Source organism: Acidimicrobiales bacterium, from assembly GCA_036270875.1.
GTDB lineage: Bacteria > Actinomycetota > Acidimicrobiia > Acidimicrobiales > AC-9 > AC-9.
This window is the reverse complement of sequence record DATBBR010000074.1, coordinates 65,971-89,689: the sequence shown is the minus strand read 5'-3', so window position 1 is coordinate 89,689 and position 23,719 is coordinate 65,971. Positions and strand designations below refer to the sequence as shown.

Sequence of the window (23,719 nt, the reverse complement as noted above, 5' to 3'; positions counted from 1 at the left end):
TCTTCTATCCGATCGGCATCTTCGTGCTTCTGGCGGTGGGGCTCAACGTCGTCGTCGGCCAGGCGGGCATCCTGGACCTAGGGTACGTGGCCTTCTTCGCCATCGGCGGGTACACGATGGCGCTGCTGGGCGTCAACGTCGGACTGGACTTCTGGATCATCCTTCCGACGGCGGCGGTGCTGTGCGCCGCGTCTGGGCTGATCCTCGGCACCCCAGCCCTGCGCCTCCGGGGCGACTACCTGGCCATCGTCACACTCGGGTTCGGCGAGATCATCCGGATCTCGGCCACCAACGCGAGTTGGACGGGAGGGCCGAGGGGCATCGCCGGGATCCCTCATCCACCCGACATCGACAACCTCAACGCCTTCACCTACGGGGTGCTCGACCCCCGCCCCTACTACTACCTCGTCCTGGCCCTGATCGTCGTGGTCATCTTCGTCGCCCGCCGGCTGGAGCGCAGCCGCGTCGGGCGGGCCTGGGCCGCCATCCGTGAGGACGAGGACGCGGCGGCCCTCATGGGGGTGCCGACCTTCCGGTTCAAGCTGTGGGCGTTCGCCATCGGCGGCACGATCGGCGGCGCCGCGGGGGTGATGTTCGCGGCCAAGAACATCGCCATCACTCCCGACAACTTCCCGCTGCTGCTGTCGATCCTCGTGCTCTCGGCCGTCGTCCTCGGGGGCTCCGGGAACTTGCCCGGTGTCATCCTCGGCGCCTTCCTCGTGGCCTGGCTCCCCGAGCGCTTCAGGGGCTTCGCCGACTACCGGGTCCTCATCTTCGGCGCAGCTCTCGTGATCATGATGATCTTCCGCCCCGAGGGGCTCCTCCCATCTCGGCGACGCCGATCCAGCCTGAGGACGGGAACGGCATCGGGGGCAGCGCCGACGGCCATCGTCGAGCAGGAAGAGAAGACCTAGCCGTGGACCGCCTGCTCGAGCTCGCCGGCGTGACCGTCCGCTTCGGGGGGGTCGTCGCGGTCGCCGGTCTGGATCTGCAGGTCCACGAGGGCGAGATCTTCTCCCTCATCGGGCCCAACGGGGCGGGCAAGACGACGGTCTTCAACATCATCACCGGCGTGTACCAGCCCGTCGAGGGATCTCTCACCCTCGGAGGGCGGTCGCTGCGGGGCCGCAAGCCCCATCAGGTCACGCGCCTTGGCGTCGCTCGTACCTTCCAGAACCTCAGACTGTTCGGCAACATGTCCGTCTTGGAGAACGTGCTGGTCGGAACCGACGCCCGCCATCGCACCGGCATCCCCGGCGCGGTCCTCGGCCTCCCGACGCACCGAGCTGAGGAGCGCGGCGGACGGGCGATGGCGCTGGAGCTCCTGGCGTTGGTGGGCATCGAGCAGCTGGCGGATGACGCCGCCAGCAACCTCTCCTACGGGGATCAACGGCGACTCGAGATCGCCCGGGCCCTGGCCACCGAACCCCGGCTGCTACTGCTCGACGAGCCCACTGCGGGCATGAACCCACCGGAGAAGGCGGCTCTCCAGACGCTGGTGCGAGCCATTCGAGACCGGGGCATCACCGTGCTGCTCATCGAGCACGACATGAGCGTCGTGATGACGATCAGCGATCGCGTGGCCGTGCTCGACTTCGGCCGCAAGATCGCTGAAGGGCTTCCGGCCGAGGTGCGGACGGACCCGGCGGTGATCACCGCGTACCTGGGGGCGCCGACCGATGCTGCTTGAGGTCGAGTCGCTCCACGTGCACTACGGCAAGGTCGAGGCGCTCAAGGGCGTGTCATTGGCCGTGGCCGAGGGCGAGATCGTGAGCCTCATCGGGGCCAACGGGGCGGGCAAGACGACCGTGCTGCGGACGATCTCCGGCCTGCGCCGGGTGACGTCGGGTCGCGTCCGGTTCCAGGACGAAGACATCACCCACGTGCCGGGGCACCGCCGGGTCGGGGCTGGGCTGTGCCAGGTGCCCGAGGGTCGCGGGATCTTCCCGGGCATGTCGGTGATGGAGAACCTCGAGATGGGCGCGTATGGTCGGCCGTCGAGAAGCCGGCTCTCCGACGATTTCGAGCGGGCCTTCAGCCTCTTCCCTCAGCTCTCCGACAGGCGCACGCAGGCGGGCGGGACGCTCTCGGGCGGCGAGCAGCAAATGCTCGCCATCGCCCGGGCCCTCATGGCCCGCCCGCACCTGGTGATGCTGGACGAGCCGTCGATGGGGTTGGCCCCGCTGATGGTGAAGCAGATCTTCGACATCATCGTCGAGATCAACAAGCAGGGCACCACCGTGCTTCTGGTCGAGCAGAACGCGGCCCAGGCCCTGGCGCGAGCCAACCGGGCCTACGTCCTGGAGACGGGCAGGGTGGCGAAGAGCAGCGACGCGGCGACGCTGCTGGCCGACGACTCGGTCAGGGCCGCCTACCTGGGCGTCGACCCGTCAGGTTGACGGCCGGCGTCTGGCCTCACCACGACCTTCCCGAAGGTCCGCCGACTGCCGAGCAGTGTGAGCCCCTCGACCGCCTCCTCCAGGCCGAGCACGGTGAACACCACCGGAGCGATCGCACCCTCGCCGTGCAGGCGCACCAGCTCTGCGTGGCACTCGGCGACCGCAGTGGGATCGCGGTCGGTGTACGCGCCCCAGTGGAGGCCGACGACCGCGTAGTTCTTCACCAGGAGATGGTTGGCGGGGACCTCGGGGATGCGGCCGCTGGCGAAGCCGATGACCAGCAGTCGTCCCTCCCAGGCGATGACCTTCCGCGAGCGGTCGAACGTGTCGCCACCGACGGGGTCGTAGACGACGTCGGCCCCGTGGCCACCGGTGACGCGCTGCACGACGGGAACGAAATCCTCGGCCGAGTAGTCGACGACGACCTCGGCCCCGAGCCGACGGCACAGCTCGACCTTCTCGGCGCCACCCGCGGTGGCGATGACCCGCGCCCCCGCGGCCACCCCCAGCTGCACCGCCGCCGAGCCCACCCCACCGGCAGCGGCATGGACGAGCAGCCACTCGCCGGGGCGCAGGCTGGCGCGGCGGTGCAGCGCGAACCAGGAGGTCTGGTAGGAGATGTGCAGCGCCGCCGCGGCGACGTCATCGAGATCGTCCGGGATCGGATAGGTGGCCGCCGCCGCCGTGATCAGACGGTCGGCCAATCCGCCGTGAGGAAGACGGGGCACGGCGATGACCCGCTGGCCGAACGCCCGGTCTCGGACTCCTTCGCCGATCGCCACGATCCGCCCGCTCGCCTCCAACCCGGGCGTGAACGGCAGCGGAGGGCGCTGCTGGTACTGGCCCCGGCACAGGAGGATGTCGGCGAAATTGAGCCCACACGCGGCGACCTCCACCGCCACCTCGCCCGGGCCGGGCGTCGGCTCCTTGACGTCCTCGAGGCGGAGGGCCTCGGCGGGCTCGCCGAGCTGGCGGACCGTCCATGCGCGCACGGCGGCCAGCTTGCCACCGGGTGTCGTCAGATGAGGGCGGCCATCACCTCGGCCTGGGCCTGGGTCGAGCCGAACACGGTGTCGAGGACCCGGGCCCGCTTGAGGTACAGGTGGGCGTCGACCTCCCACGTGAAGCCCATACCGCCGTGCACCTGGATGCACGCCTTGCCGTTGGCCAGCGCGGCGTCACCCGCCATCAGCTTGGCCCCCGTCACCGCTCGCAGGACGTCTCCGACGCCGGGATCGTCGAGGTGTGCGCCGGCGGCGTAGACCGCGGCTCGGGCCACCTCGGCTCGCACCAGCATGTCGGCCAGGATGTGCTTGACGGCCTGGAAGGACCCGACCGGTCGATCGAACTGCTGGCGCTCCTTGGCATAGGCAACGGCCATGTCAGTGACAGCCTCCGCCAGGCCGAGGAGGATGGCCGCGGCGAAGGTGGCACCCTCCAGTCGCCAGGCGGCGGCCGTGTCAGGCCCCGCCACCTGGATGCCAGGCGGCAGCTCCTGCACCGCGTGCAGGGGCGTGAGGGGGTCCAGCGGGTGCGGCACCAGCTCGCCCTTGACGGCTGTCGGCTCGAGCTCCCACACCCCCGCATCGTCCAGCACCAGCAGTCGGTCCAGGGCGGCGAGGTGCTCGACCAGCAGGAGAGGTTGCGGACCGCCCTGGCCCCGCCGCTCGACGCCACCGATGACCAGCTCACCCGAGGCGGCCCCATCGACCACCGCGGCGCCCAGGTGGCTCCACAGCAGCGGTCCGGGCACCAGGGCCCGGCCGAGCTCCTCGAAGACGAGGACGGCCTCGCTGCTACCCAGGCCGACCCCGCCATCGGGCTCGGGCAGACGCAGGGAGAACACACCGGCGTCGGCCAGCCGACGCCACAGGTCACGTTCCACGCCGCCATGGGCCTCCAGCGACCGGACGGTCGCCATCGGGTACGCACCGGCGCACAGCTTGCGCACCGCGTCCTGCAGGGCCTCCTGGTCCTCGCTGAGCTCGAAGTCCACGTCGCGCCTCGATTCGAGCGGCTCAACGCTCCCGGGGCAGGCCCAGGACGCGCTCGCCGAGGATGTTGCGCTGAATCTGCGAGGTGCCGGCGGCGATGGAGATGGAGAGGGCGTGGACCCAACCCTTCACCTGCTCTCCGCTGCGGGCGCCGCCGAGGTCGTCGAAGGAGAGCCCCGCCCGGTCCAGGATCCGCAGGGCGAGGTCGCCGAGACGGTGGCGGACCTCGGAATAGTGCAGCTTGAACACCGATCCCCCGACACCGGGCACGCCGGTCCTGGACGCCTGGGTGACGTTCCGCTTGGTCAGTGACCAGAGGGCGTCGAGGTCGGCCGCCAGGTGCCCGAGCTCACGCCTGACGCCGAGGTCGTCCCAGGGTTGGGCGCCGTCCCTCGTCGAACGGGCGATGCCGACGAGGCTCTCGAGCAGCTCCATCGACTGCAGCAGCTCGCTCACGAACGCCGTGCCCCGCTCGAAGCTGAAGGTGACCATGGCCACCCGCCAGCCGTCGTTCTCGACGCCGACCCGGTTGGCCACCGGCACCCGCACCTCGTCGAGGAAGACCTCGCTGAACTCCGCCGTCCCGTAGATGGTGCGCAGCGGGCGGACCTCGACGCCGGGGCTGTCCATGGGCAGGACCAGCCACGAGATCCCCCGGTGCTTGGGCGCGTGGGGGTCGGTGCGGACGAGGAGCTCGCAGAAGTCGGCGACCTCGGCGTGCGAGGTCCAGATCTTCTGCCCGGACACCACGTAGTGGTCGCCGTCACGCACGGCGCGGGTGCGCAGGGCGGCGAGGTCCGACCCCGCACCTGGCTCGGAGAAGCCCTGGCACCACACCTCGTCGCCGCGCAGGATCGGTGGCAGGTACCGGGACCGCTGCTCGGGCGAGGCTTCGGCGATGAGCGTGGGTCCGGCGTGCAGCAGCCCCACGAAGTTGACCCCCACGTAGGGGGCGTGGGCGCGCTCGGTCTCCTCCAGGAACACCAGGTGCTCGGTCGGCGAAGCGCCCCGTCCGCCCAGCTCCTTGGGCCAATTGATACCGGCGTAGCCCGCCTCGTACAGCATCCGCTGCCAAGCCGTGTCGTAGGCGCGCCGCCCCGGCCAGTCGTCCGACGCCGGCGGAGGACCGACCGTCGGCAGCACCTTGTCGAGCCACCCTCTCAGCTCACCGCGGAATCGCTCCTCGCTCTCCGAGTAGCGCAGGTTCACTCGAAGCCCGGAAACGAGAGCCCTGCGGTCATGCCGCCCTCGATCAGGAACTCGGACCCCGTCGAGTACGAGCTCTCGTCCGAGGCGAGGAACGCCACCAGCCGGGCCACCTCTTCAGGCTTGCCGATGCGCCCGATCGGCTGGTGCCGGTAGCCAGCGTCCTTGTTGGCCTGGTCCACCTGATCGAGCGCCAGCATCGGCGTATCGATGCCACCGGGGTGGACCGAGTTCACCCGGATGCCGAATCGACCGAGCTCCAATGCGGCGGACTTGGTCATGCCCCGAACGGCGAACTTGCTCGCCGAGTAGGCGCACGCCCCGGCCATTCCCTCGAGACCCTGGGTCGAGGAGATGTTCACGATGGCGCCTCCGCCAGCGGTCCTGAGGGCCGGGATCGCTGCCTTCATGCCGAGGAAGCAGCCGAACTGGTTGACCTCGATGACCCGCCGGTACTCGTCGAAGGAGGTCCGCTCGATGGAGCCGAACCGCAGGATCCCCGCATTGTTGACCAGCACGTCCAGCTTCCCGAACCCGGTCGTCGCCGCCTCGACCGCCGTCGCCCAGTCGTCCTCGCGGGTGACGTCCAGGTGCACGTAGGCGGCCGCATCCCCGATCTCCACGGCCAGCTTCTCGCCCACGTCGTCCAGTACGTCGCCGAGCACCACCTTGGCTCCCTCGGCGGCGAAGAGCCGGGCCTCGGCCTCGCCCTGGCCCCGGGCCCCCCCGGAGATGAGCGCCACCTTCCCGTCCAGTCTGCCCACGACAGCCTTCCTCTCTCGGACCAGCCTCGCCGGCCGCGGCATTCGGCCTTCACCGTCGCTCATTTCCTGACGCAGCGTCAATCCGGGCCGTGTCTCATTCCCAGGCGCCTGGAGCGCCACCGATAAGGTCGGCGGCGTGAGCGACGGCCCTCTCGCCGACATCCGCGTCATCGACTGCGCCGGCCTCATCGCCGCGCCGGGCTGCGCGCGGTACCTGGCCGACTTCGGTGCCGACGTGATCAAGGTGGAGCGACCCGACGGCGGCGACGCGGCGCGCGACCTGGGCTGGCGCGACACCAGGGACGGCGTGTCGCTGTGGTGGAAGCTGGAAGGACGCAACAAGCGCTGCGTCACGCTCGACCTCAAGTCGACCGACGGGCGCCAGACCCTGCTCGGCCTGTGCGACGACGCCCACGTGCTGGTCGAGAACTTCCGACCCGGCACCCTCGAGCGGCTGGGCCTGGGACCGGATGTGCTGCTGGCGCGCAACCCCCGGCTCGTCATCACCCGCATCACCGGGTTCGGCCAGGACGGCCCCTACGCCCGCCGCCCGGGCTTTGCCACCCTCGCCGAGGCCATGTCCGGCTTCGCCGCCATCAACGGCGAGCCCGATGGCGCGCCGCTGCTGCCTCCTGTCGCCCTCACCGACGAGGTGACGGCGCTCGTCGGCGCATTCGCCACCATGGTCGCCCTGCACTCCGGCGTCGGTCAGGTGGTCGACGCCAACCTGCTCGAGTCCATGCTCCAGGTCATGGGTCCCCTGCCGGCCGCCTACGCCGTGCTCGGGTACGAGCAGCCCCGCCTGGGATCGGGCATCCCCTACACCGTCCCGCGCCGCACCTACCGCTGCGCCGATGGATCGTGGGTGGCCATCAGCACCTCGTCCGAACCCGTCGCCCGGCGCCTCCTCGACCTGGTGGGGCTGGGCAACGACGACCGCCTGCGCACCAACGCGGGTCGGGCTGCGCACCGTGAGGAGGTCGACGGTGCCGTGGGGGACTGGATAGGGGCCAGGACCATGCCGGAGGCGATGGCGGCATTGAACGCCGCCGACGTCGCCGTGGCCCCGGTCATGGGCATGGCCGACATCCTCGACGATCCTCACGTCGCGGCGCGCGGCGCCGTGTGCGACGTGGAGGGCACGCCGATGCAGGGCGTCGTCGCCCGTCTCTCGGCCACGCCGGGCCGAATCCGCTGGTCCGGCCGACCGCTGGGGGCTGACAACGAAGAGGTGCTCGGCCCGCCGCCCGAGGGCTAGACCTCGAGGAACCGCCGGACGCCGAGGGCCGAACCGCCTGCTCCCACGACCGCACCCATGAAGAGCACGGCGATCTCGGTGAGGAACAGATCGCGCCCGGACACGACGATCGACTGGAACAGCGTCACGTCGTAGTGCTGCACCGAGTACCGCAGCAGGAAGCTGACGACGGCCACGACGCCAACGGCCACCGCCGCCCCCGCCAGCCCCTGGATCACACCTTCCAGCATGTACGGCACCCGGATGAACCAGTTGGTGGCCCCCACCAGCTTCATGACCGCCACTTCCCTTCGCCGGGCGAAGATCGCCATCCGGATCGCGTTCAGGATCAGCACAGCGGCGGCCGCGAGCAGGACCACGGCGACGCTGAAGAGGACCGCCTGGGCGATCCCCGTGACCCTGAGCAAGGTGTCGACGGACTGCTTGGCATACACCACGTTCCTGACCCCGGTGAAGGACCGGACCGCCGATCCGACCTCCTGGACGTGGTTGGCGTCACGCGCCACGACGCGGAACGACGGGGGCAGGTCAGCGGCGGTGGCGCTGTTCACCAGGTCGGGCTGGTTGGCGAACATGGTGCGGAACTCGCGGTAGGAGCACGCCTGGTCGCAGTACGTGGTCCGCTTGACCTCTGTCATCGACCCAAGCCTCTGCGCCACGGCCTGGGTCTGGTCGGGGGGCACCTGGGGCTGCATGAACACGGCCAGCTGGACCCCGCCCTTCCACCTCACCGTGGCGGTGGACACGCCCTGCTTGAGCAGCAGCGCGGCCCCGACGAGGGAGAGGGAGACGGCGACGGTGAGCACCGCGGCCACCGTCATCAGCCGGTTGCGCCACAGGTTCGTGCCCGTCTCGCGGGCCACGTAGTCGAGGGACAGGCCCATCAGCGCAAACCCTCGACGCCAGCCGAGGTGGGCTCGACAGACATGGCCACGGTCTCGGGCAGCTCCTCGAGCTGCGGTTCGGGCGCCTCGTAGGCGCCTTCGTCCTCGTCCCGGACCACGATCCCGTTGTCGAGCTCGATGACCCGGCGCCGCATGGTGTTGACGATGGCGTCGTTGTGAGTGGCCATGAGGACGGTCGTACCCGTGCGGCTGATGCGGTCCAGCAGCCTCGTCACGTCCGCGCCGCCGCCCGGATCGATGTTGCCCGTTGGCTCGTCGGCCAGGAGGATGAGCGGTCGGTTGACGAAGGCGCGGGCGACCGCCACCCGCTGCTGCTCGCCGCCCGAGAGCTCGCTCGGCAGGCAGTCCCACTTGTCACCCAGGCCCACCAGGTCGAGGGCCTGGGGCACATGGGTGGCCACCACCGACTTGGGCCGGCCGATGACCTCGAGAGCGAACGCCACGTTGGCGAACACCGACTTGCTCGGCAGCAGCCGGAAGTCCTGGAACACGCAGCCGATGTTGCGCCGGAGGTAGGGCACCTTCCAGTGCCGCAAGCGGCCGATGTTCCAGCCCGCCACCCAGATCTGACCTTGGTCAGGGGTCTCCTCGCGCAGGATCAGGCGGATGAACGTCGACTTGCCGGCCCCGGAGGCACCGACGAGGAAGACGAACTCGCCCCTGCCGATCTCAACCGAGCAGTCGCGGAGCGCGCAGATCGAGCCTTTGTAGGTTTTGCTGACGTTGTCCAGTCGGATCATGAATATCCACGGAGCAGCGCCCTCCCGCGCAGAACCAGCGCCGGCCTGCGGACGAGGACGATAGCACCCCATACTGGGCGCACTGCCAATCGAGCTGCTAGTCGTCCCCCTGGGCCCGCCGCCAGCGGAGGAACGACTCCATGAAGGCGTCGAGGTCGCCATCGAGCACGGCGTCGACGTTCCCCGTCTCCTCGTTGGTCCTGAGGTCCTTCACCAGCTGGTACGGCGCCATCACGTACGACCGGATCTGGTTGCCCCAGGCCACGTCGGTCTGCGGCCCCGAGATGGCGTCGAGCTCCGCCTGACGCTCCGCCCGCTGTCGATCGGCCAGCTTGGCCCCGAGGATCTGGAGCGCCTTGGCCTTGTTCTGGTGCTGGCTGCGCTCGTTCTGGACCGACACGACGATTCCCGTGGGGAGATGAGTGATGCGCACGGCCGAGTCGGTGACGTTGACGTGCTGTCCGCCGGCACCCGACGACCGGTAGGTGTCGACCCGCAGGTCCTTCTCGTCGATGTCCACCTCGGCCGAGACATCGTCGAGGAACGGCGTGACGTCGAACGACGCGAAGCTTGTCTGGCGCCGCTTCTGGGCGTCGAACGGTGACATGCGGACCAGGCGGTGCACGCCACGTTCGGCCGCCAGCAACCCGTAGGCGTACCGGCCCCGGACGATGAACGTGGCCGACAGGATGCCAGCCTCCTGGCCGGGAGACGCCTCATCGATCTCGACCGAGAACCCACGGCGCTCGGCCCAGCGCAGGTACATGCGCAGCATCATCTCGGCCCAGTCCTGGGCGTCGGTGCCGCCCGCCCCGGCGTGGATCTCCGCCACCGCGTCCCGGTCGTCGTGGTCGCCGGAGAACAGGGACCGCAGCTCGAGCGAGTCCAGTTGGCGCCCGAGGTCGGCCACGGCGGCTGCCAGCTCGCCCTCCACCGACTCGTCACCCTCCTCGACGGCCAGCTGGTAGAGGGTCTCGGCGTCGGCGAGCCGGCTGTCGAGCCCGGTCAGCAGCTCGACGTCCGCGCTGACCCGGCCGTAGGCCGTCGTGGCGGCCCGAGCGGCGTCGGGGTCGTCCCAGAGGTCGGGGCGTCCCACCTTGGCCTCGAGCGCCGACAAGCGGGCCTGAAGCCCAGGCAGGTCGAGGTAGGTCTTGGCCTCCTCCAAGCGCTTGCGCAGGGTGGCCAGGTCGTCAGCGAAGTCGCGCACCGGCTGCTCCGAGCCGCGGGGCGCGCCAGCCCCGCGTCAACGGCCGTGGCACAGCTTGTACTTCTTGTTGCTCCCACACCAGCAGGGATCGTTGCGCCCGATCTTGTCGCGATCGGACTTGACCGTCGGAGCCTGGGCGGTGAACGCCTCGGGTGCCGCCGCTCCTCCTGCGGCCTGCTCGGGGGCTGCCGCCGCCGGGTCGGGCAGCTGCGCCAGCGCCGCCTGGGCCTGCTCCTGGGCCAGCTGGGCCTGCTGCGCCGCCAGGGCGATGCTGGCCGGCCCCTGGACCGGGTCGTCGGCGGCGAGGTAGCTGGCCTGGCCCAGATCGGGCTCGGCCTGCTCGGTGAGAACCTCGACGTGGAGCACGTAGCGCAGGTAGTCGTCGTCGATGGCGTCCATGAGCTGGCCGAACATGCTGAAGCCCTCGCGCTGCCAGGCCACCAGCGGATCCTGCTGGCCCATCGCCCGCAGGTTGATGCCCTCGCGCAGGTAGTCCATCTCGGCCAGGTGCTCGCGCCAGCGCTGATCGATGATCTGAAGCATGATCTCGCGCTCGAGAGAACGGGCCACGTCGGCCCCGCCGGGGATGGTCGTCTCCCGCTCGGCGTAGTACTCGACGGCCTCGGCCCTGATGCTCTCGTAGAGCTGGTCGGAGGTCTCGGCCTGCCGGAGATCCTCCTCGGTGAACTTCGTCGGGTAGTACTGGCCGACCTCGGCGATGAGGGCGCCGAGGTCCCAGTCCTCCGCGTAGCCCTCGCAGGTGGCCATGACCACCGAGTCCAACGCCTCGTCCAGCAGCTCCTCGGTTCGCTCCCGCAGGTCCTCGCCGTCGAGCACCTGCATGCGGCGCTGGTAGATGACCTTGCGCTGCTCGTTCATGACCTCGTCGTACTTGAGCACGTCCTTGCGGATCTCGGCGTTGCGGGCCTCGACCGTGTTCTGCGCCCGCTCGATGGCGCGGGTGACCATCTTGGCCTCGATGGGGACGTCCTCGGGGAGCGCCTTGGCCATCACCCAGTTCATGGCGCCGGTGGCGAAGAGCCGCATGAGCTCGTCCTCGAGCGACAGGAAGAACCGGCTCTCCCCCGGATCCCCCTGGCGGCCCGCCCGGCCACGGAGCTGGTTGTCGATGCGGCGGCTCTCGTGGCGCTCGCTGCCGAGCACGTAGACCCCACCGAGGGCGCGGATCTTGTCGCCCTCGGCCTTGCACTGGGCCTCGAACTTGGCCCGCAGGTCGGCCCGAGCGGCACGGCCCTCGTCGCTGTCGGGGTCGAGCCCCTGGGCCAGGACCTCCTGGGTCGCCAAGCCGTCGGGGTTCCCTCCCAACAGGATGTCGACACCCCGGCCGGCCATGTTGGTGGCCACCGTGATGGCGTTGAGCCGGCCCGCCTGGGCGACGACCTGCGCCTCCCGGGCGTGCTGCTTGGCGTTCAGCACGTTGTGGGGGATGCCTCGGATATCGAGGAGACGGGAGAGGACCTCGGACTTGGCGACCGACGCCGTGCCCACGAGCACGGGCTGGCCGCGCTCGTACCGTTCGATCAGGTCCTCGACCACGGCGTCGAACTTGGCCTGCTCGCTCTTGTAGACCAGGTCGGGGTGGTCGGCGCGGACCATCGGGAGGTTGGTCGGGATGGGCACCACCGGCAGGTCGTAGGTGTTGGCGAACTCCGACGCCTCGGTCTCGGCCGTGCCGGTCATCCCGGCGAGCTTCTCGTAGAGGCGGAAGTAGTTCTGGAGCGTCACCGTCGCCCAGGTGTGGTTCTCCTCCTTGATGCGAACCCGCTCCTTGGCCTCGACCGCCTGGTGCAGCCCGTCGGACCACCGCCGGCCCTCCAGGATCCGGCCGGTGAACTCGTCGACGATCTTCACCTCGCCGCCGGCGACGATGTAGTCCTTGTCCCTGCTGTACAGCTCCTTGGCCCGGAGGGCCTGCTGCAGCTGATGGACGTAGTTCACCGAGACCAGGTCGTAGAGGTTGCTGACCCCGATCTGGGACTCGACCTTCTCGATGCCGTCCTCGGTCGGGAAGACCGTTCGCTTCTCCTCGTCGACCTCGTAGTCGACGTCGCGCTTGAGCGTGCGCACCACGCCGGCGAACTGGTAGTAGAGCCGCGCCGACTCCGCCGCCGGACCGCTGATGATGAGCGGCGTCCGGGCCTCGTCGATGAGGATCGAGTCGACCTCGTCGACGATGGCGAAGACGTGGCCCCGCTGCACCATCGCATCCCGCGACCTGGCCATGTTGTCGCGTAGGTAGTCGAAGCCGAACTCGGTGTTGGTGCCGTAGGTCACGTCTGCGGCGTAGGCCTCACGCTTGGCCTCGGCGTCCTCCACCGTCGGGACGACCAGCCCGACCTTCAGCCCCAGGAAGCGGTGGATCTGGCCCATCCACTCGGCGTCGCGGCTGGCCAGGTAGTCGTTGACGGTGACGACGTGCACGCCCTTGCCGGTGAGGCCGTTGAGATAGACGGGCAGGGTGGACACGAGCGTCTTGCCCTCACCGGTCTTCATCTCGGCGATCCAGCCGAAGTGGAGGGCCATCCCACCCATCAGCTGGACGTCGAAGTGCCGCTGGCCGATGACCCGCCGCGCCGCCTCTCGCACCACGGCGAAGGCCTCGACGAGCAGGTCGTCGAGACCCTCCCCCCGGTCCAGGCGCTCCCTGAACTCCACCGTCTTGTGGGCCAAGGCGGCGTCGTCCAGCGACTCGACCTCAGGCTCGAGGTCGTTGATCATCGGCACGATCTCCTGGAGGCGACGGATCTTCTTCCCCTCGCCCGCGCGCAGCATCTTGGTGAGGACGCTCATCGTCCGCCCAGTCTACCGAGGGCCCTTGCGCGGACCCCGCCGCCAGTCGCATCTGTCGACCTCTTCGGGCGATCCCGCCCCCTCCGCCCGACAGCCGGGCCTTCGGGGCGCTCCGCCGGGGGACAACGGCGGTTCCACCTCTTGTCGAAAGCGGGCGAGACGATGGCAGGCATCCGGTCTCATTTCGACAAAAGGTGGAACCGAGGAGATCTCCCCTATCGCCCGCCCTCGCCCGCAGGCACGAGCGAGCTCCGGCAGGACCACGGCGACCCGGCGCGTCTAGCGGTCCTCGGCCTCGATGAGGCGCTCCCGCACGGCGTAGATCACCGCCTGCATCCTCGAGTGGAGGTGGAGCTTGTCCAGGATGTTGTGGACGTGGTTCTTCACCGTGTTCTCGGAGATGTACAACGAGTCGGCGATGTCCCGGTTGCTCATCCCCCGGGCGACCAGCTTGAGCACCTCGAGCTCCCGCCCGGTCAGCTCCGGCGGAGGGACCTGAGGCCGCTCCTCGGCCCGCCTGACCAGGGAATTGAACTCGGTGAGCAGCTTGGAGGCCATGGAGGGTGAGATGAGGCTCTGGCCCTGGACCACAGCCCGGATGGCGTCGGCCACCTCCTCCACCGAGATCTCCTTGAGCAGATAGCCGTTGGCCCCCGCCTTGACGGCCTCGTAGAGGTCCTCCTCCTCGTCGCTCACGGTCAACATCAGGATCCTGGCCGACGGGGTCACGGTACGGATGGTGCGCGCCGCGTCGATGCCGTTCACCTGCGGCATCCGCACGTCCATCAACACCACGTCGGGAGCGAGCTCCTCGGCCTTGGCGACCGCCTCGGCCCCGTCCTCGGCCTCGCCAACGACCTCGATCCCACCCTCGGTCCCCAACACCACGTACAAGCCTCGGCGGAACAGCGCCTGGTCGTCCGCGATCAGCACGCGGATGACCTGCCCGTCTTGTCCCGAGATCTGGTTGTCGACCAAGAGTTCCCCCGTGTCAGGTGGTATCGATAAGTCCGATTTGACCGTCCTTCCGCCGGTATACCACCGCGGCACGGCCCGTTTCAGCATTGGTGAACAGGAAGAACCCGAGTCCGAGGAGGTCGAGCTCGAGGACGGCCTCCTCCGGGGTCATGGGCTTGGCGTCTGAATGGACCGTCCGGACGATGCGGGGCGTCTCCTCCTCCGCATCCTCGTCGTCCTCGTCGGCGAGCACGGCCGCGCCGGCCTCGGGACCCGGAGCCCCGCCGGCGTGTCGGCGGGGGTGGGACCGGCCGATCAGGCGCCCCTTCAGCTTCTCCAGCCGGTGCTCGAGCTTGTCGACCACCCGGTCGACGGCGGCGAACGTGTCGCTCGCCGCCGCCGTGGCCCGCACGATGTGGCCGTGCCCCACCACGGTCACCTCGCACACCTCCTTGTCGGCGATGCGCGGATTGCGCTCCTCGAGAAAGCGAACCTCGGCCCGCTCCATCGAGTCGAGGTAGCGGCCCAGACGGGTGATCTTCTCCTGCACGGTCTTCCGCAGCAGCTCCGACACCTCGACGTTTCGGCCCTGGATCGAGATGTCCACCGTGCGTTCCTCCTGTGTCAGCGGACGGGCCGCGAGCGGCTGACCTGGTCTTTGACCCCACACTCGCCTGCCGAGAGGGTGGCGGGCCCGGCGCTGGCGGCCAGCTGGCCCCACAACGCACCCTGTCGCCCGCGTCGCCTCTTCGCCGCCGGCGCCGACGGTCGGCACATCGGCGGGCAGGACTTACTCCTAAGCCGCACCATGCTCAGCAACCACGGGTTGCCTTACGTGGGTCGTTTCGCCTACGGCTGGCCTCGACTTGCAACCACAGACCCGCACGCAGCCCATACGAGAGTGTAGGACGTGCTGGCGCGATGGGGGCCTAGTCAGTACGTGCCAGTCTCCTCGGACCGGCCACCCGGGCCGGCTCTACTGCTCGGACCGGCCTCCCGGGCCGGCCCTACTGCTCGGACCGGCCTCCCGGGCCGGCTGTGAGACGGCTCTTGATCTCGGCCAGGGCGGGGACGGGCCCCGGATCGAGGCCCTCCTGGGCGGCAAGGTGCAGCGAGCAGAAGTCGCCGACCATGACCAGGTCGAGTAGCTGGGCCAGAGGGCCCTCCCCTTCGGCGGCAACCTCCTCGATCCCGGCGACCACCTCCCGCACGATGTCGTCGACCAACCCGAAGCGGCGGGCGACACGGGGGTGCTCATGCCGGTGGCGGAGGTTCACGAGCGTCAGAAGCTGGCGGGTGACGTCCCCGTGCTGTCCCCATCCCGCCACCTCGTTGTGGCACAGCTCCGGTTGGGTGGCGGCGAACGCCGGAGCCTTGGCGTTCTCGTTGACGTCCGCCTTCCATCGCCAGGCTGCGACGGAGCCGATGCCGGCCGCGCCGTAGATGATGGGGATCGTGCGCCCGATGCGACGGGCGAGCGCGGCCGCCGGGCTCGCCGGCCCGACGAGCTGGTCCCGGCGGCGCTGCAGCTGGGCCACCGCATGGTCGACCCGTCGTCGGGCGTCCGGGAGCAGGCCCAGGTCCTCGGCAACCGCGAGCAGCGGGACCGCCATGGCCCCCACGGCGGCACGCGGCTGAGGAATGGTGTCAGGCACCCGCAGCGCCGGTGCGCCCCAATCGTCCGCCAGCGCGGCCAGCTCGCCGCCACTGGTCACGACGACCACTGTCGCTCCCCGCGACACCGCGGCCTTGGCGGCCTCGACGGTCTCCTCGGTGTCGCCGGAAAAGGAGACGGCGAAGACCAACGATGCCGGGCCGACGAAGCGCGGGGGGCAGTAGGACTTCACGACGGAGACCGGCACCTCCATCTCGGGGCCGGCCGTCGCCTGGAAGACGTCGCCCGCGATACCACTGCCCCCCATGCCCAGCACCACCACGTTGGCGATCGATCCGCGAGGGGGGAGCCCGGCCAGGTCCCCGACAGCGTCGGCGGCCGTGGCGACCTGTTCGGGAAGCTTGGCGGCGGCGTCCCACATCCCCAGCGTGTCGAGCACCTGCTCGCTCACGCCGGAGCGCCACCCGACGGGCTCGTGTCGGGATCGAAGGTCGGCCTGATGCCCTCCGCCTCGGCCTTGGCCAGCAGGCGGCCGTGCTCGGCGTCGTCGACCGTCTCGGCCTCGTCGATCAGCATGATGGGAATGTCGTCGCGGATCGCGTAGCGCCGATGCAGCCGCGGGTTGTAGAGGCTGTCCTCGTCGGCGAAGTACAGCAGCGGTCCCTTGTCCTCGGGACAGGCCAGGATCTCGAGCAGCAGGGGGTCGAGTGCCACCTCAGCTCTCCCTTCGGTGTGTGGGGCCGGCGCCGGCCGTGTCCCCGGCGGCCCGGTCGATCAACGACAGGACCTCCGCCAGGTGGGCATCGCGCTCGGCCGGCGTGCGGCCCTCGAGGTTCAGACGGAGGAGCGGCTCGGTGTTCGAGGGGCGGACGTTGAACCACCAGTCGCCCCAGTCGACGGTCAGCCCGTCAGTGCGGTCGAGGGTCGCACCGCTCACCGAGGCCAGCTCGGCGGCGATCAGCTCGACGACCCGCGCCGGGTCGCGGACCTCGGTGTTGATCTCGCCCGAGTCGGCGTAGCGCTCGAACGGGCGGCGCAGCTCGGACAGGGGCTGGCCTGTCTTGGAGAGCAGCTCGAGCACGATCAGGGCGGCGATGAGCCCGGAGTCGGCTCGGTAGTTGTCGCGGAAGTAGTAGTGCCCGGAGTGCTCCCCCCCGAAGACCGCTCCCGTCTCAGCCATCACCGCCTTGATGAAGGAGTGGCCCACCCGGGTGCGGATGGGCACTCCACCGTTCTCCCTGATGATCTCCGGCACGGCCTTGGAGCAGATGAGGTTGTACAGGATCGTGGCGCCGGGATGCTTCTCCAACATCGCCTTGGCCACCAGCGCCGTGGTGAGGGACCCCGACAATGGCTGGGCCCTCTCGTCGACGAGGAAGACCCGGTCGGCGTCACCGTCGAAGGCCAGGCCCACGTCCGCGCCCGTCTCCAGCACGCGGCGGTTGAGGTCGGCGAGGTTCTCGGGCTGGATGGGATCCGCCGGGTGGTTGGGAAAGTTGCCGTCGAGCTCGGGGAAGAGGATCTCCAGGTGGAAGGGCAGGGGGGCCATCACCCTGGGCACGACGAGCCCGCCCATGCCGTTGGCCGTGTCGGCCACCACCCGCAGCGGCACCAGCGCGTCGAGGTCCACGAACGAGCGCACGTGGGCCGCGTACTCGTCGAGCAGGTCGGCGTGATCGACGTGGCCCCGTGCCGACTTCCCGTCCCCCGTGAAGGCGCTCGCCAACGCCTTGATCTCGGCCAGCCCGGTGTCCTGGCCCACCGGGCTCGCTCCCGCCCGGCACATCTTGATGCCGTTGTAGCGGGCCGGATTGTGCGACGCCGTGAACATCGCTCCGGGCACGTCGAGCCGGCCCGAGGCGAAGTAGAGCAGGTCCGTGGACGCCAGGCCGAGGTCGGTCACGCTGGCTCCCTCGGAAACGGCTCCGGCGATGAAGGCCTCGCTCAGTGGCACGCCCGATTCCCGCATGTCACGCGCCACCACGACTCGCCCCGCATCCGTGAATCTGGCGAACGCCGACCCGATGGCACGGCACACCTCGGCATCGAGCTGGTCCGGCACGCTGCCGCGCACGTCGTAAGCCTTGAATATGGGGTCGAGCGGGAGCATCAGAGCAGCGAGCCTAGTTCGCTTCTCCTACGCCCCCGGAGGCTGGCTCGGCGACGACGGGCTCGTCGTCGAGCCCGTCGTCGGGGTCCACGGCAGTGGCGAGAGCGCGCCGATCCGGTTGAGGGCGGTCTCCAGCTCCCGCCCGTCCGTGTGGTCCTGGCCTCCCGCGCCCCGCCTGGTGTCCGGGCGCCTGATCCGACGGCCGCGCCGCGGCCCCCGTGCCATGTACGGACGCGCCCCCATCCAGGCAACGGCCACCAACCCCACGGCCGTCACGGCCCACCCCAGCCCGTCAACGGGGGTGAAGCCGTAGTGCAACGAGACGTGGTGGCTGGTCGGGATGACCACCATCAGGTTGGGAGCGACCCGCCAGGGACCATTGGCCCCGGAAGCCTGCCAGTTGGGGAAGTACGAGGTCTTCACGAGCACCGGCGACCCGGTTCGGTCGACGTCGAAGCTGATCCGGTCGTCACTGGTCCTGATCCCGCTGACCTGTGCCGGCGCCACCGTCTGGGCCGGCGGGTTCGGGTCGGCGCCGCGGACCCGCGCCCACTGGGCGGGCCCGCTGGCGGCCAGCATCACGTTCCACCGGCTGGGGTCGTCGTACCAGGAGACGGCGGCGTTCAGCCACGACTTGCCCCCCTTGGCGACCCCGGTCATGACCACGGGCTGTTCCGTAAGGGGGCTCACCTCCGCGGCGCCCCGCACGAGGTAGATGTTCCAGGTGCGCTGGATCACGGTGGATCCCGACGTGACCGGCCAGGGCCCGCTCGTGGCCAGCAGGCTCAGGTCGGGGTCGGCCGCCGCCTGGGCCTGGGCCTGGGGCGAGAAGGCCATGTAGTAACGGACGCCGAGGAGCTGGAGGTGCCGCACGCCGGCGGCGACGTCGAGCTGCCCGTAGGGCAGGCCGCGCATGGCCTGCGACGGCGTCACCGACAGCTCCGACTGGTTGATGAAGTGGTAGGGCGTGCTGGCGGCCGATTCGAAGAACAACCCCTCCATGGACTTGATGCAGTCGTTGGTCCAGTACGGCAGCAGCATCAGGGCCATGGGCGTGCCCAGCTGGTCGAGGTCGGGCCCGTACTCCCACATGGCGCGGCCACAACCCTGTTGGCGGCCCAACCTGGCCATGGTGTCGATGAGGGCGTGGTATTGCGGGTAAGAGGGCTTGCCCTGGTAACCGGTGTAGTTCCAGCTCACCCAGTCCGGGACGAAGCTGGCCGCCGGCTTCACCGGCGACCACGAGGGCAGGTTCACGAGGGGAGCAGCCACGAAGCCGGCCGCCGCGACCAGAGCCAGCACGGGCGTGAGGAAGCCGACCAGGCCGTCGGTCGTGACGCCGGTCCCGGGTGCCGGGGCCGCGACGTAGCCGCCGTCGGCCGCCGTCGAGAGCCACCGCTGCCGCCGCGTGGCGCGCCACAGCTCCCCCGTCAGCGTCCCCAGCTCGGCAACCGCCACCCCTGCCAGCAGGTAGAGGCACAGCACCCAGAACGGCAGCAGGCGGGCGTTGTAGAGCCGCCCCTGCGGCGCCAGCACGAACCCGGCCGCCGACAGGACGGCCATCACGGTGAGGAAGATGCCGATCCGTCGGCGGCGCAGGAGGGAGAAGGCGACGCCGATGATGGCGAGCACGAGCACCCAGCGCTGGCCCGACGGGAACAGGTTGTGGGCGTAGTTGACGACCTTCTCCCAACCCATGTCCGTGGTGTACGGAAGGCGGGCGAGGAACGGAATGGACCAGAAGCCGGTGACGGCCAGTCCCGCGGCCACGACGCTGGCGATCCACTTGAATCGTCGGCGGTCCGCGCCCATGAGCAACAGGACGGCGGCGCCCACGAGCACGAAGAAGGTCGGGATCATGTGGCACAGCGCAGTGAGCGCCAGCAGGCCGGCGGCGAGGGCGCGGTGCTTCCCGGTCCGCAGGCCGCGGGCCACCACTCCGAGGAACACCAGCCCCAACGACAAGCTGATCGAGAAGGCGAACTCCCCGGCCAGGGTCGACGCCACGTTGCCGCCGAAGATCGTGAAGCTGCGGTCGAACAGGAAGGGCAGGGTGGCCACACCCAGACACGCGGGCCCGGGACGGGGCATCCCAGACAATCGGCCGAAGGCCCACGCCGCCACCGGCAGGGTCAGGAGGCCGAGGACCGTGACCAGCTTGAAAGCGATGTTGTACGGCAGGACGAGGTTGAAGGCGACGACGATGATGCTGGGCAGCGGGAAGTAGAAGGTGAGGGCCGGATAGCCGCCGTACCAGTCGGGGCTCCAGCCCGTGAGCCGCCCGTGCGGCAGGAGGTGGTCGCGAAGGAACGCCGGCATGGCGACGTGGGCACCGGTGTCCCCGCCCGACGTCGTCGTGTTGAGCAGCAGCAGGGACGGGTGCAGCTGCCAGAGGACGAAGGCCACGGCGCCGCCGACGGCGACGAAGGCTCCCAGGGCTGCGGCGGAGGGGCGACGCATCTTCGCCCCATGTTGCCCGACGAGCCCCCGGGGCACTGTACGGGGGGGCGGTCGATTGCCCGTGCGGGGAGTGGACCCCCCCCTAGCGGGAGAGCGCCAGGACGAGCACAGTGACCAAGTTGAAGGTGGCGTGGGCGACGATGCCCGGTCCCAGGCGACGCCACCGCTCGGCCAGCACGCCGAGGACCACGCCGAAGGCGGTGAGGCCCAGGAGCTGCAGGACCTCCAGATGGGCAAGGCCGAAGGCCACGGCCGAGATGAGCACGGCGACCGTCGGGCAGGCGCGACGCCCGAGCGACGCCAGGGCCTTGGTCTTCTCGAGGGATCGAAGCAGCAGACCTCGGAAGAACAGCTCCTCGGCCACCGGGGCGCCGATGACGACGAAGATCCCGAGCACCACCAGGCCGGCGCCGTTCGCACCGCCGGTGAGGTGCTGAGCGGGCTGGCCGAGCTGCTGGTCCAGGTGGGGCACCAGCACCCGCACCGGGATGTACAGCACCGGTAACAGGATCAGCTGGGAGCCCAACCCGACCCCCACGCCGATGGGCACGTCAGGCCAGACCTTGAGCCGGAGCCCGAAGTCGATCGCCAGCCGTTTGGCGCCCTTCATGCGGCTGGCGAGCACAGGGGCCCCGGCCAGCCCCACCCAGAGGCCCACCAACGAGAACACGGTGGCACCAACGCTCGAGGTCGACGAGCTCGTCGTCCGCTCGCCCGTCGCCCCGACCCAGATCAGCACGGCCAGGCTGGAGGCGATCACGCCGACGACGAAGCCGAGTATCGCGTCGCCCAGCCCCCATCGACCCTGCACCGGGGGCGCCGGCCGCCCGGTCGCGTCCGGAGGTGGGGACGACTGGCCGACCCATCCGACCGGCGGAGGCGGCCGTCCGTCGGGCGGCCGCTGACCCGGCGGGCGTTGACCCGGCGGGCCCCAGGGCTCTGGTCCTGTCACACCCTGGCCGGGTCCCTCACCCCGACCGACGCTCACCCTCGGGACGCGGCGGAATGCCTGCGTCGGCCGCGGCGAGGAGACACGTCCATGCCCCATGACGTTACCGGCGGGACGCGGTGTCTGTGCTTCCCGGGCGTCGGTATCCCGCCCGGGCCTCTAGCATGGTGGCCATGAGTCGCCAACCTCCGGATCCCCGGCCGGAACGTCCTTCGGGTCGTCCGGGTCGCCCCGGTGCAGGCGGGTCCGGCGGACCCGATCAGAGCTGGCGCTGGGCGGTCATCGTCCTGCTCGGCCTGGTGGTGGCGGCCCTGGTCATCCCGCCATTCTTCTCCCACAGCCCGAGCCAGCAGCTGAGCTACACGCAGTACATCTCTGACGTCAACGCCAGCCAGGTCTCCACGGCCACGATCGACAACAGCAACGGCCACATCTCCGGCAAGCTGACAAACGGTTCGGACTACACGGTCAACGGCCCCCAGCCGCCCATCCAGAACGACGTCACGACGATGCGGACGAAGGGGGTGAAACTGAGCTTCAACACTCCGCAGCAGAGCATCTTCTCCTCTGTGCTCATCTACCTCCTTCCCGTGGTGCTCATCATCGCGTTCTTCATATGGATGAACCGGCGCGCCCAGGGGCAGATGTCGGGGATCATGTCCATCGGCCGATCAAAGGCGAAGCTGTACACGACCGAGCGCCCGCGGACCACCTTTGGTGACGTCGCGGGGTACACCGGCGTCAAGCAGGAGATCAGCGAGGTCGTCGACTTTCTGAAGAAGCCGGCCCGGTTCAAGGACATCGGCGCCCGAATACCCAAGGGCGTGCTGCTGGTCGGGCCGCCCGGCACCGGCAAGACCCTGCTGGCACGGGCCGTCGCCGGCGAGGCGGGGGTCCCGTTCATGTCGGTGAGCGGCTCGGACTTCATGGAGATGTTCGTGGGGGTCGGCGCCAGCCGGGTCAGGGATCTCTTCCAGACGGCACGCAAGCAGGCGCCGGCCATCGTCTTCGTCGACGAGATCGACTCGATCGGCCGCAAGCGGGGCGCCGGCCTCGGCGGCGGCCACGACGAGCGCGAGCAGACGCTCAACCAGATGCTCAACGAGATGGACGGCTTCGACACGACCGAGGGCATCGTGATGATGGCCGCCACCAACCGGCCCGACATCCTCGACCCCGCCCTGCTCCGCCCCGGCCGCTTCGACCGCCAGATCGTCGTCCCCCTTCCGGACCTCGACGAGCGCCTCCCGATCCTCAAGGTCCATTGCAAGGACAAGCGCCTGACACCCGACGTCGACCTGGAGCTCGTGGCTCGTGGCACCCCCGGCATGAGCGGCGCCGACCTGGCCAACCTGGTCAACGAGGCCGCGCTCCATGCCGTGCGGCGGGGTAGCGACGCCGTTGCCATGCAGGACTTCGAGTCGGCTCGAGACCGCGTCATGATGGGCCAGCGCCGCGATTCGCTGGTGCTCACCGACAACGAGAAGGAGCGCGTCGCCTACCACGAGGGTGGCCACGCCGTGCTGGCCTACGCCCTGACCCACGCCGATCCGGTGCACAAGGTCACGATCCTTCCGACCGGGATGGCCCTCGGCGTCACCCAGCAGCTCCCCATGGAGGAGCGACACATCTACCCTCGGGAGTACATCGAGGACTCGCTGGCCGTGCGAATGGGGGGCAGGGTCGCCGAGCTGCTCATCTACGGCGGTCTGTCCACCGGCGCCAACAACGACCTGGTCGGCAACACCGAGCTGGCCCGGAAGATGGTCCGCGAATGGGGGATGAGCGATCGGGTCGGCCCCATGGCCTGGGGGTCCCAAGGGATGGTCTTCCTCGGTGAGGACCTGATGCACTCCAGGGACTACTCGGAGGACACGAGCCGGGTCATCGACGAAGAGGTGAAGCGCATCCTCCGCGAGCAGGAGGAGCGGGCGACCCAGTTCCTGACCCGCCACAAGGAGGGTCTCAAGCTGGTGGCGGCGTCGCTGCTCCAGAAGGAGACGATCGACGGGCAGGAGGTGGCCCAGCTTGTCGACCGTGCGTATGGTCGCCCCGTCCATGGTGACGGCTCGTCGGCGAGCGTGCCCCACTTCACCTCTTCGGCCGACGGCGGACCGCCACCGAACGGGCGCCCTGAGCTGCGCCCGCGTCCTAGCCCTCCCGGCGATCCCACCCCCACCGGCGCGCCGGACGACGGTGCTGCCCCAGAGGGGCTGGCCGACAATGCCGGCCCGGATGGCCGACCTGGCAACGGGGACGGCGACGGGGCACCCCTGACCGCCGAGTGGCCGGGCGAGCGGGGCCGGTAGCGCCCGCTCGGTCACGAACGGGATCGGTCGACACG

General features: G+C 70.0%; 20 protein-coding genes. 5 read left to right on the top strand and 15 right to left on the bottom strand.

The features are described 5' to 3' along the window. From VH112_08835 to VH112_08825, 3 genes are all read left to right on the top strand, one after another. On the top strand, nt 1-914 hold a 914-nt coding region (locus VH112_08835), incomplete at its 5' end, for a hypothetical protein (GenBank protein HEX4540339.1). A gap of 2 nt (nt 915-916) precedes the next feature. After that, entirely contained in the window at nt 917-1,690 is a 774-nt protein-coding gene (locus tag VH112_08830) for an ABC transporter ATP-binding protein (protein HEX4540338.1), read from the top strand. Then, a complete protein-coding gene (locus tag VH112_08825; GenBank protein HEX4540337.1) occupies nt 1,680-2,399 on the top strand; it encodes an ABC transporter ATP-binding protein in 720 nt (239 codons plus the stop codon). The genes VH112_08830 and VH112_08825 overlap by 11 nt, the downstream gene beginning before the upstream one ends. On the opposite strand, the gene VH112_08820 is transcribed toward VH112_08825, so the two are convergent. From VH112_08820 to VH112_08805, 4 genes are read right to left on the bottom strand one after another with little or no spacing between them, the layout of a single operon-like run. Next, nucleotides 2,372-3,391 (bottom strand): NADPH:quinone oxidoreductase family protein, encoded by a 1,020-nt coding sequence (locus VH112_08820; protein HEX4540336.1) that lies wholly within the window; start codon nt 3,389-3,391, stop codon nt 2,372-2,374. The two genes, VH112_08825 and VH112_08820, sit on opposite strands and share 28 nt — an antisense overlap. Nucleotides 3,392-3,417: 26 nt before the next feature. Further along, entirely contained in the window at nt 3,418-4,395 is a 978-nt protein-coding gene (locus VH112_08815; protein HEX4540335.1) for an acyl-CoA dehydrogenase family protein, read from the bottom strand. A 22-nt stretch (nt 4,396-4,417) separates the two neighbouring features. After that, nucleotides 4,418-5,602, bottom strand: a complete 1,185-nt coding sequence (locus tag VH112_08810) for an acyl-CoA dehydrogenase family protein (GenBank protein HEX4540334.1) — start codon at nt 5,600-5,602, stop codon at nt 4,418-4,420. Then, nucleotides 5,599-6,363 (bottom strand): glucose 1-dehydrogenase, encoded by a 765-nt coding sequence (locus VH112_08805; GenBank protein HEX4540333.1) that lies wholly within the window; start codon nt 6,361-6,363, stop codon nt 5,599-5,601. The genes VH112_08810 and VH112_08805 overlap by 4 nt, the downstream gene beginning before the upstream one ends. 136 nt (nt 6,364-6,499) lie before the next feature. Between VH112_08805 and VH112_08800 the strand changes: the two genes are divergently transcribed. Continuing rightward, nucleotides 6,500-7,621, top strand: a complete 1,122-nt coding sequence (locus VH112_08800; GenBank protein ID HEX4540332.1) for a CoA transferase — start codon at nt 6,500-6,502, stop codon at nt 7,619-7,621. Here VH112_08800 and VH112_08795 read toward each other — a convergent pair. From VH112_08795 to VH112_08745, 11 genes are all read right to left on the bottom strand, one after another. Beyond that, nucleotides 7,618-8,505 carry a permease-like cell division protein FtsX gene (locus tag VH112_08795; GenBank protein ID HEX4540331.1) on the bottom strand — a complete coding sequence of 296 codons (888 nt, stop codon included), beginning with the start codon at nt 8,503-8,505 and terminating at the stop codon, nt 7,618-7,620. The genes VH112_08800 and VH112_08795 overlap by 4 nt on opposite strands. Continuing rightward, nucleotides 8,505-9,266, bottom strand: a complete 762-nt coding sequence (ftsE, locus tag VH112_08790; protein ID HEX4540330.1) for a cell division ATP-binding protein FtsE — start codon at nt 9,264-9,266, stop codon at nt 8,505-8,507. Before ftsE ends, VH112_08795 begins: the two co-directional genes overlap by 1 nt. A 97-nt stretch (nt 9,267-9,363) precedes the next feature. Beyond that, nucleotides 9,364-10,473: a peptide chain release factor 2 gene (prfB, locus tag VH112_08785; GenBank protein ID HEX4540329.1), complete on the bottom strand. Its 1,110-nt coding sequence runs from the start codon at nt 10,471-10,473 to the stop codon at nt 9,364-9,366. Between the two features lie 36 nt (nt 10,474-10,509). Beyond that, nucleotides 10,510-13,284, bottom strand: a complete 2,775-nt coding sequence (gene secA, locus VH112_08780; GenBank protein HEX4540328.1) for a preprotein translocase subunit SecA — start codon at nt 13,282-13,284, stop codon at nt 10,510-10,512. A gap of 279 nt (nt 13,285-13,563) precedes the next feature. Next, nucleotides 13,564-14,262 (bottom strand): response regulator transcription factor, encoded by a 699-nt coding sequence (locus VH112_08775; protein ID HEX4540327.1) that lies wholly within the window; start codon nt 14,260-14,262, stop codon nt 13,564-13,566. Between the two features lie 13 nt (nt 14,263-14,275). Continuing rightward, nucleotides 14,276-14,848, bottom strand: a complete 573-nt coding sequence (gene raiA / locus VH112_08770; GenBank protein HEX4540326.1) for a ribosome-associated translation inhibitor RaiA — start codon at nt 14,846-14,848, stop codon at nt 14,276-14,278. Nucleotides 14,849-15,248: 400 nt separating this feature from the next. Continuing rightward, nucleotides 15,249-16,307, bottom strand: coding sequence for a bifunctional phosphoglucose/phosphomannose isomerase (locus tag VH112_08765; protein ID HEX4540325.1), 1,059 nt, complete (start codon nt 16,305-16,307; stop codon nt 15,249-15,251). Next, nucleotides 16,304-16,570 (bottom strand): Trm112 family protein, encoded by a 267-nt coding sequence (locus VH112_08760; GenBank protein HEX4540324.1) that lies wholly within the window; start codon nt 16,568-16,570, stop codon nt 16,304-16,306. The genes VH112_08765 and VH112_08760 overlap by 4 nt, the downstream gene beginning before the upstream one ends. A gap of 1 nt (nt 16,571) precedes the next feature. After that, entirely contained in the window at nt 16,572-17,966 is a 1,395-nt protein-coding gene (gene manB / locus VH112_08755; protein HEX4540323.1) for a phosphomannomutase/phosphoglucomutase, read from the bottom strand. Between the two features lie 27 nt (nt 17,967-17,993). Next, entirely contained in the window at nt 17,994-20,426 is a 2,433-nt protein-coding gene (locus VH112_08750; protein HEX4540322.1) for a 6-pyruvoyl-tetrahydropterin synthase-related protein, read from the bottom strand. 82 nt (nt 20,427-20,508) lie between these two features. Continuing rightward, complete coding sequence (locus VH112_08745) at nt 20,509-21,237, bottom strand: CPBP family intramembrane glutamic endopeptidase (protein HEX4540321.1); 729 nt, start codon at nt 21,235-21,237, stop codon at nt 20,509-20,511. Nucleotides 21,238-21,548: 311 nt separating this feature from the next. On the opposite strand from VH112_08745, the gene ftsH reads away from it, so the two are divergent. Beyond that, the gene (ftsH, locus tag VH112_08740) at nt 21,549-23,684 is read left to right on the top strand and encodes an ATP-dependent zinc metalloprotease FtsH (GenBank protein HEX4540320.1); all 2,136 of its coding nucleotides are present in this window, start codon (nt 21,549-21,551) and stop codon (nt 23,682-23,684) included. Nucleotides 23,685-23,719 lie beyond the last annotated feature (35 nt).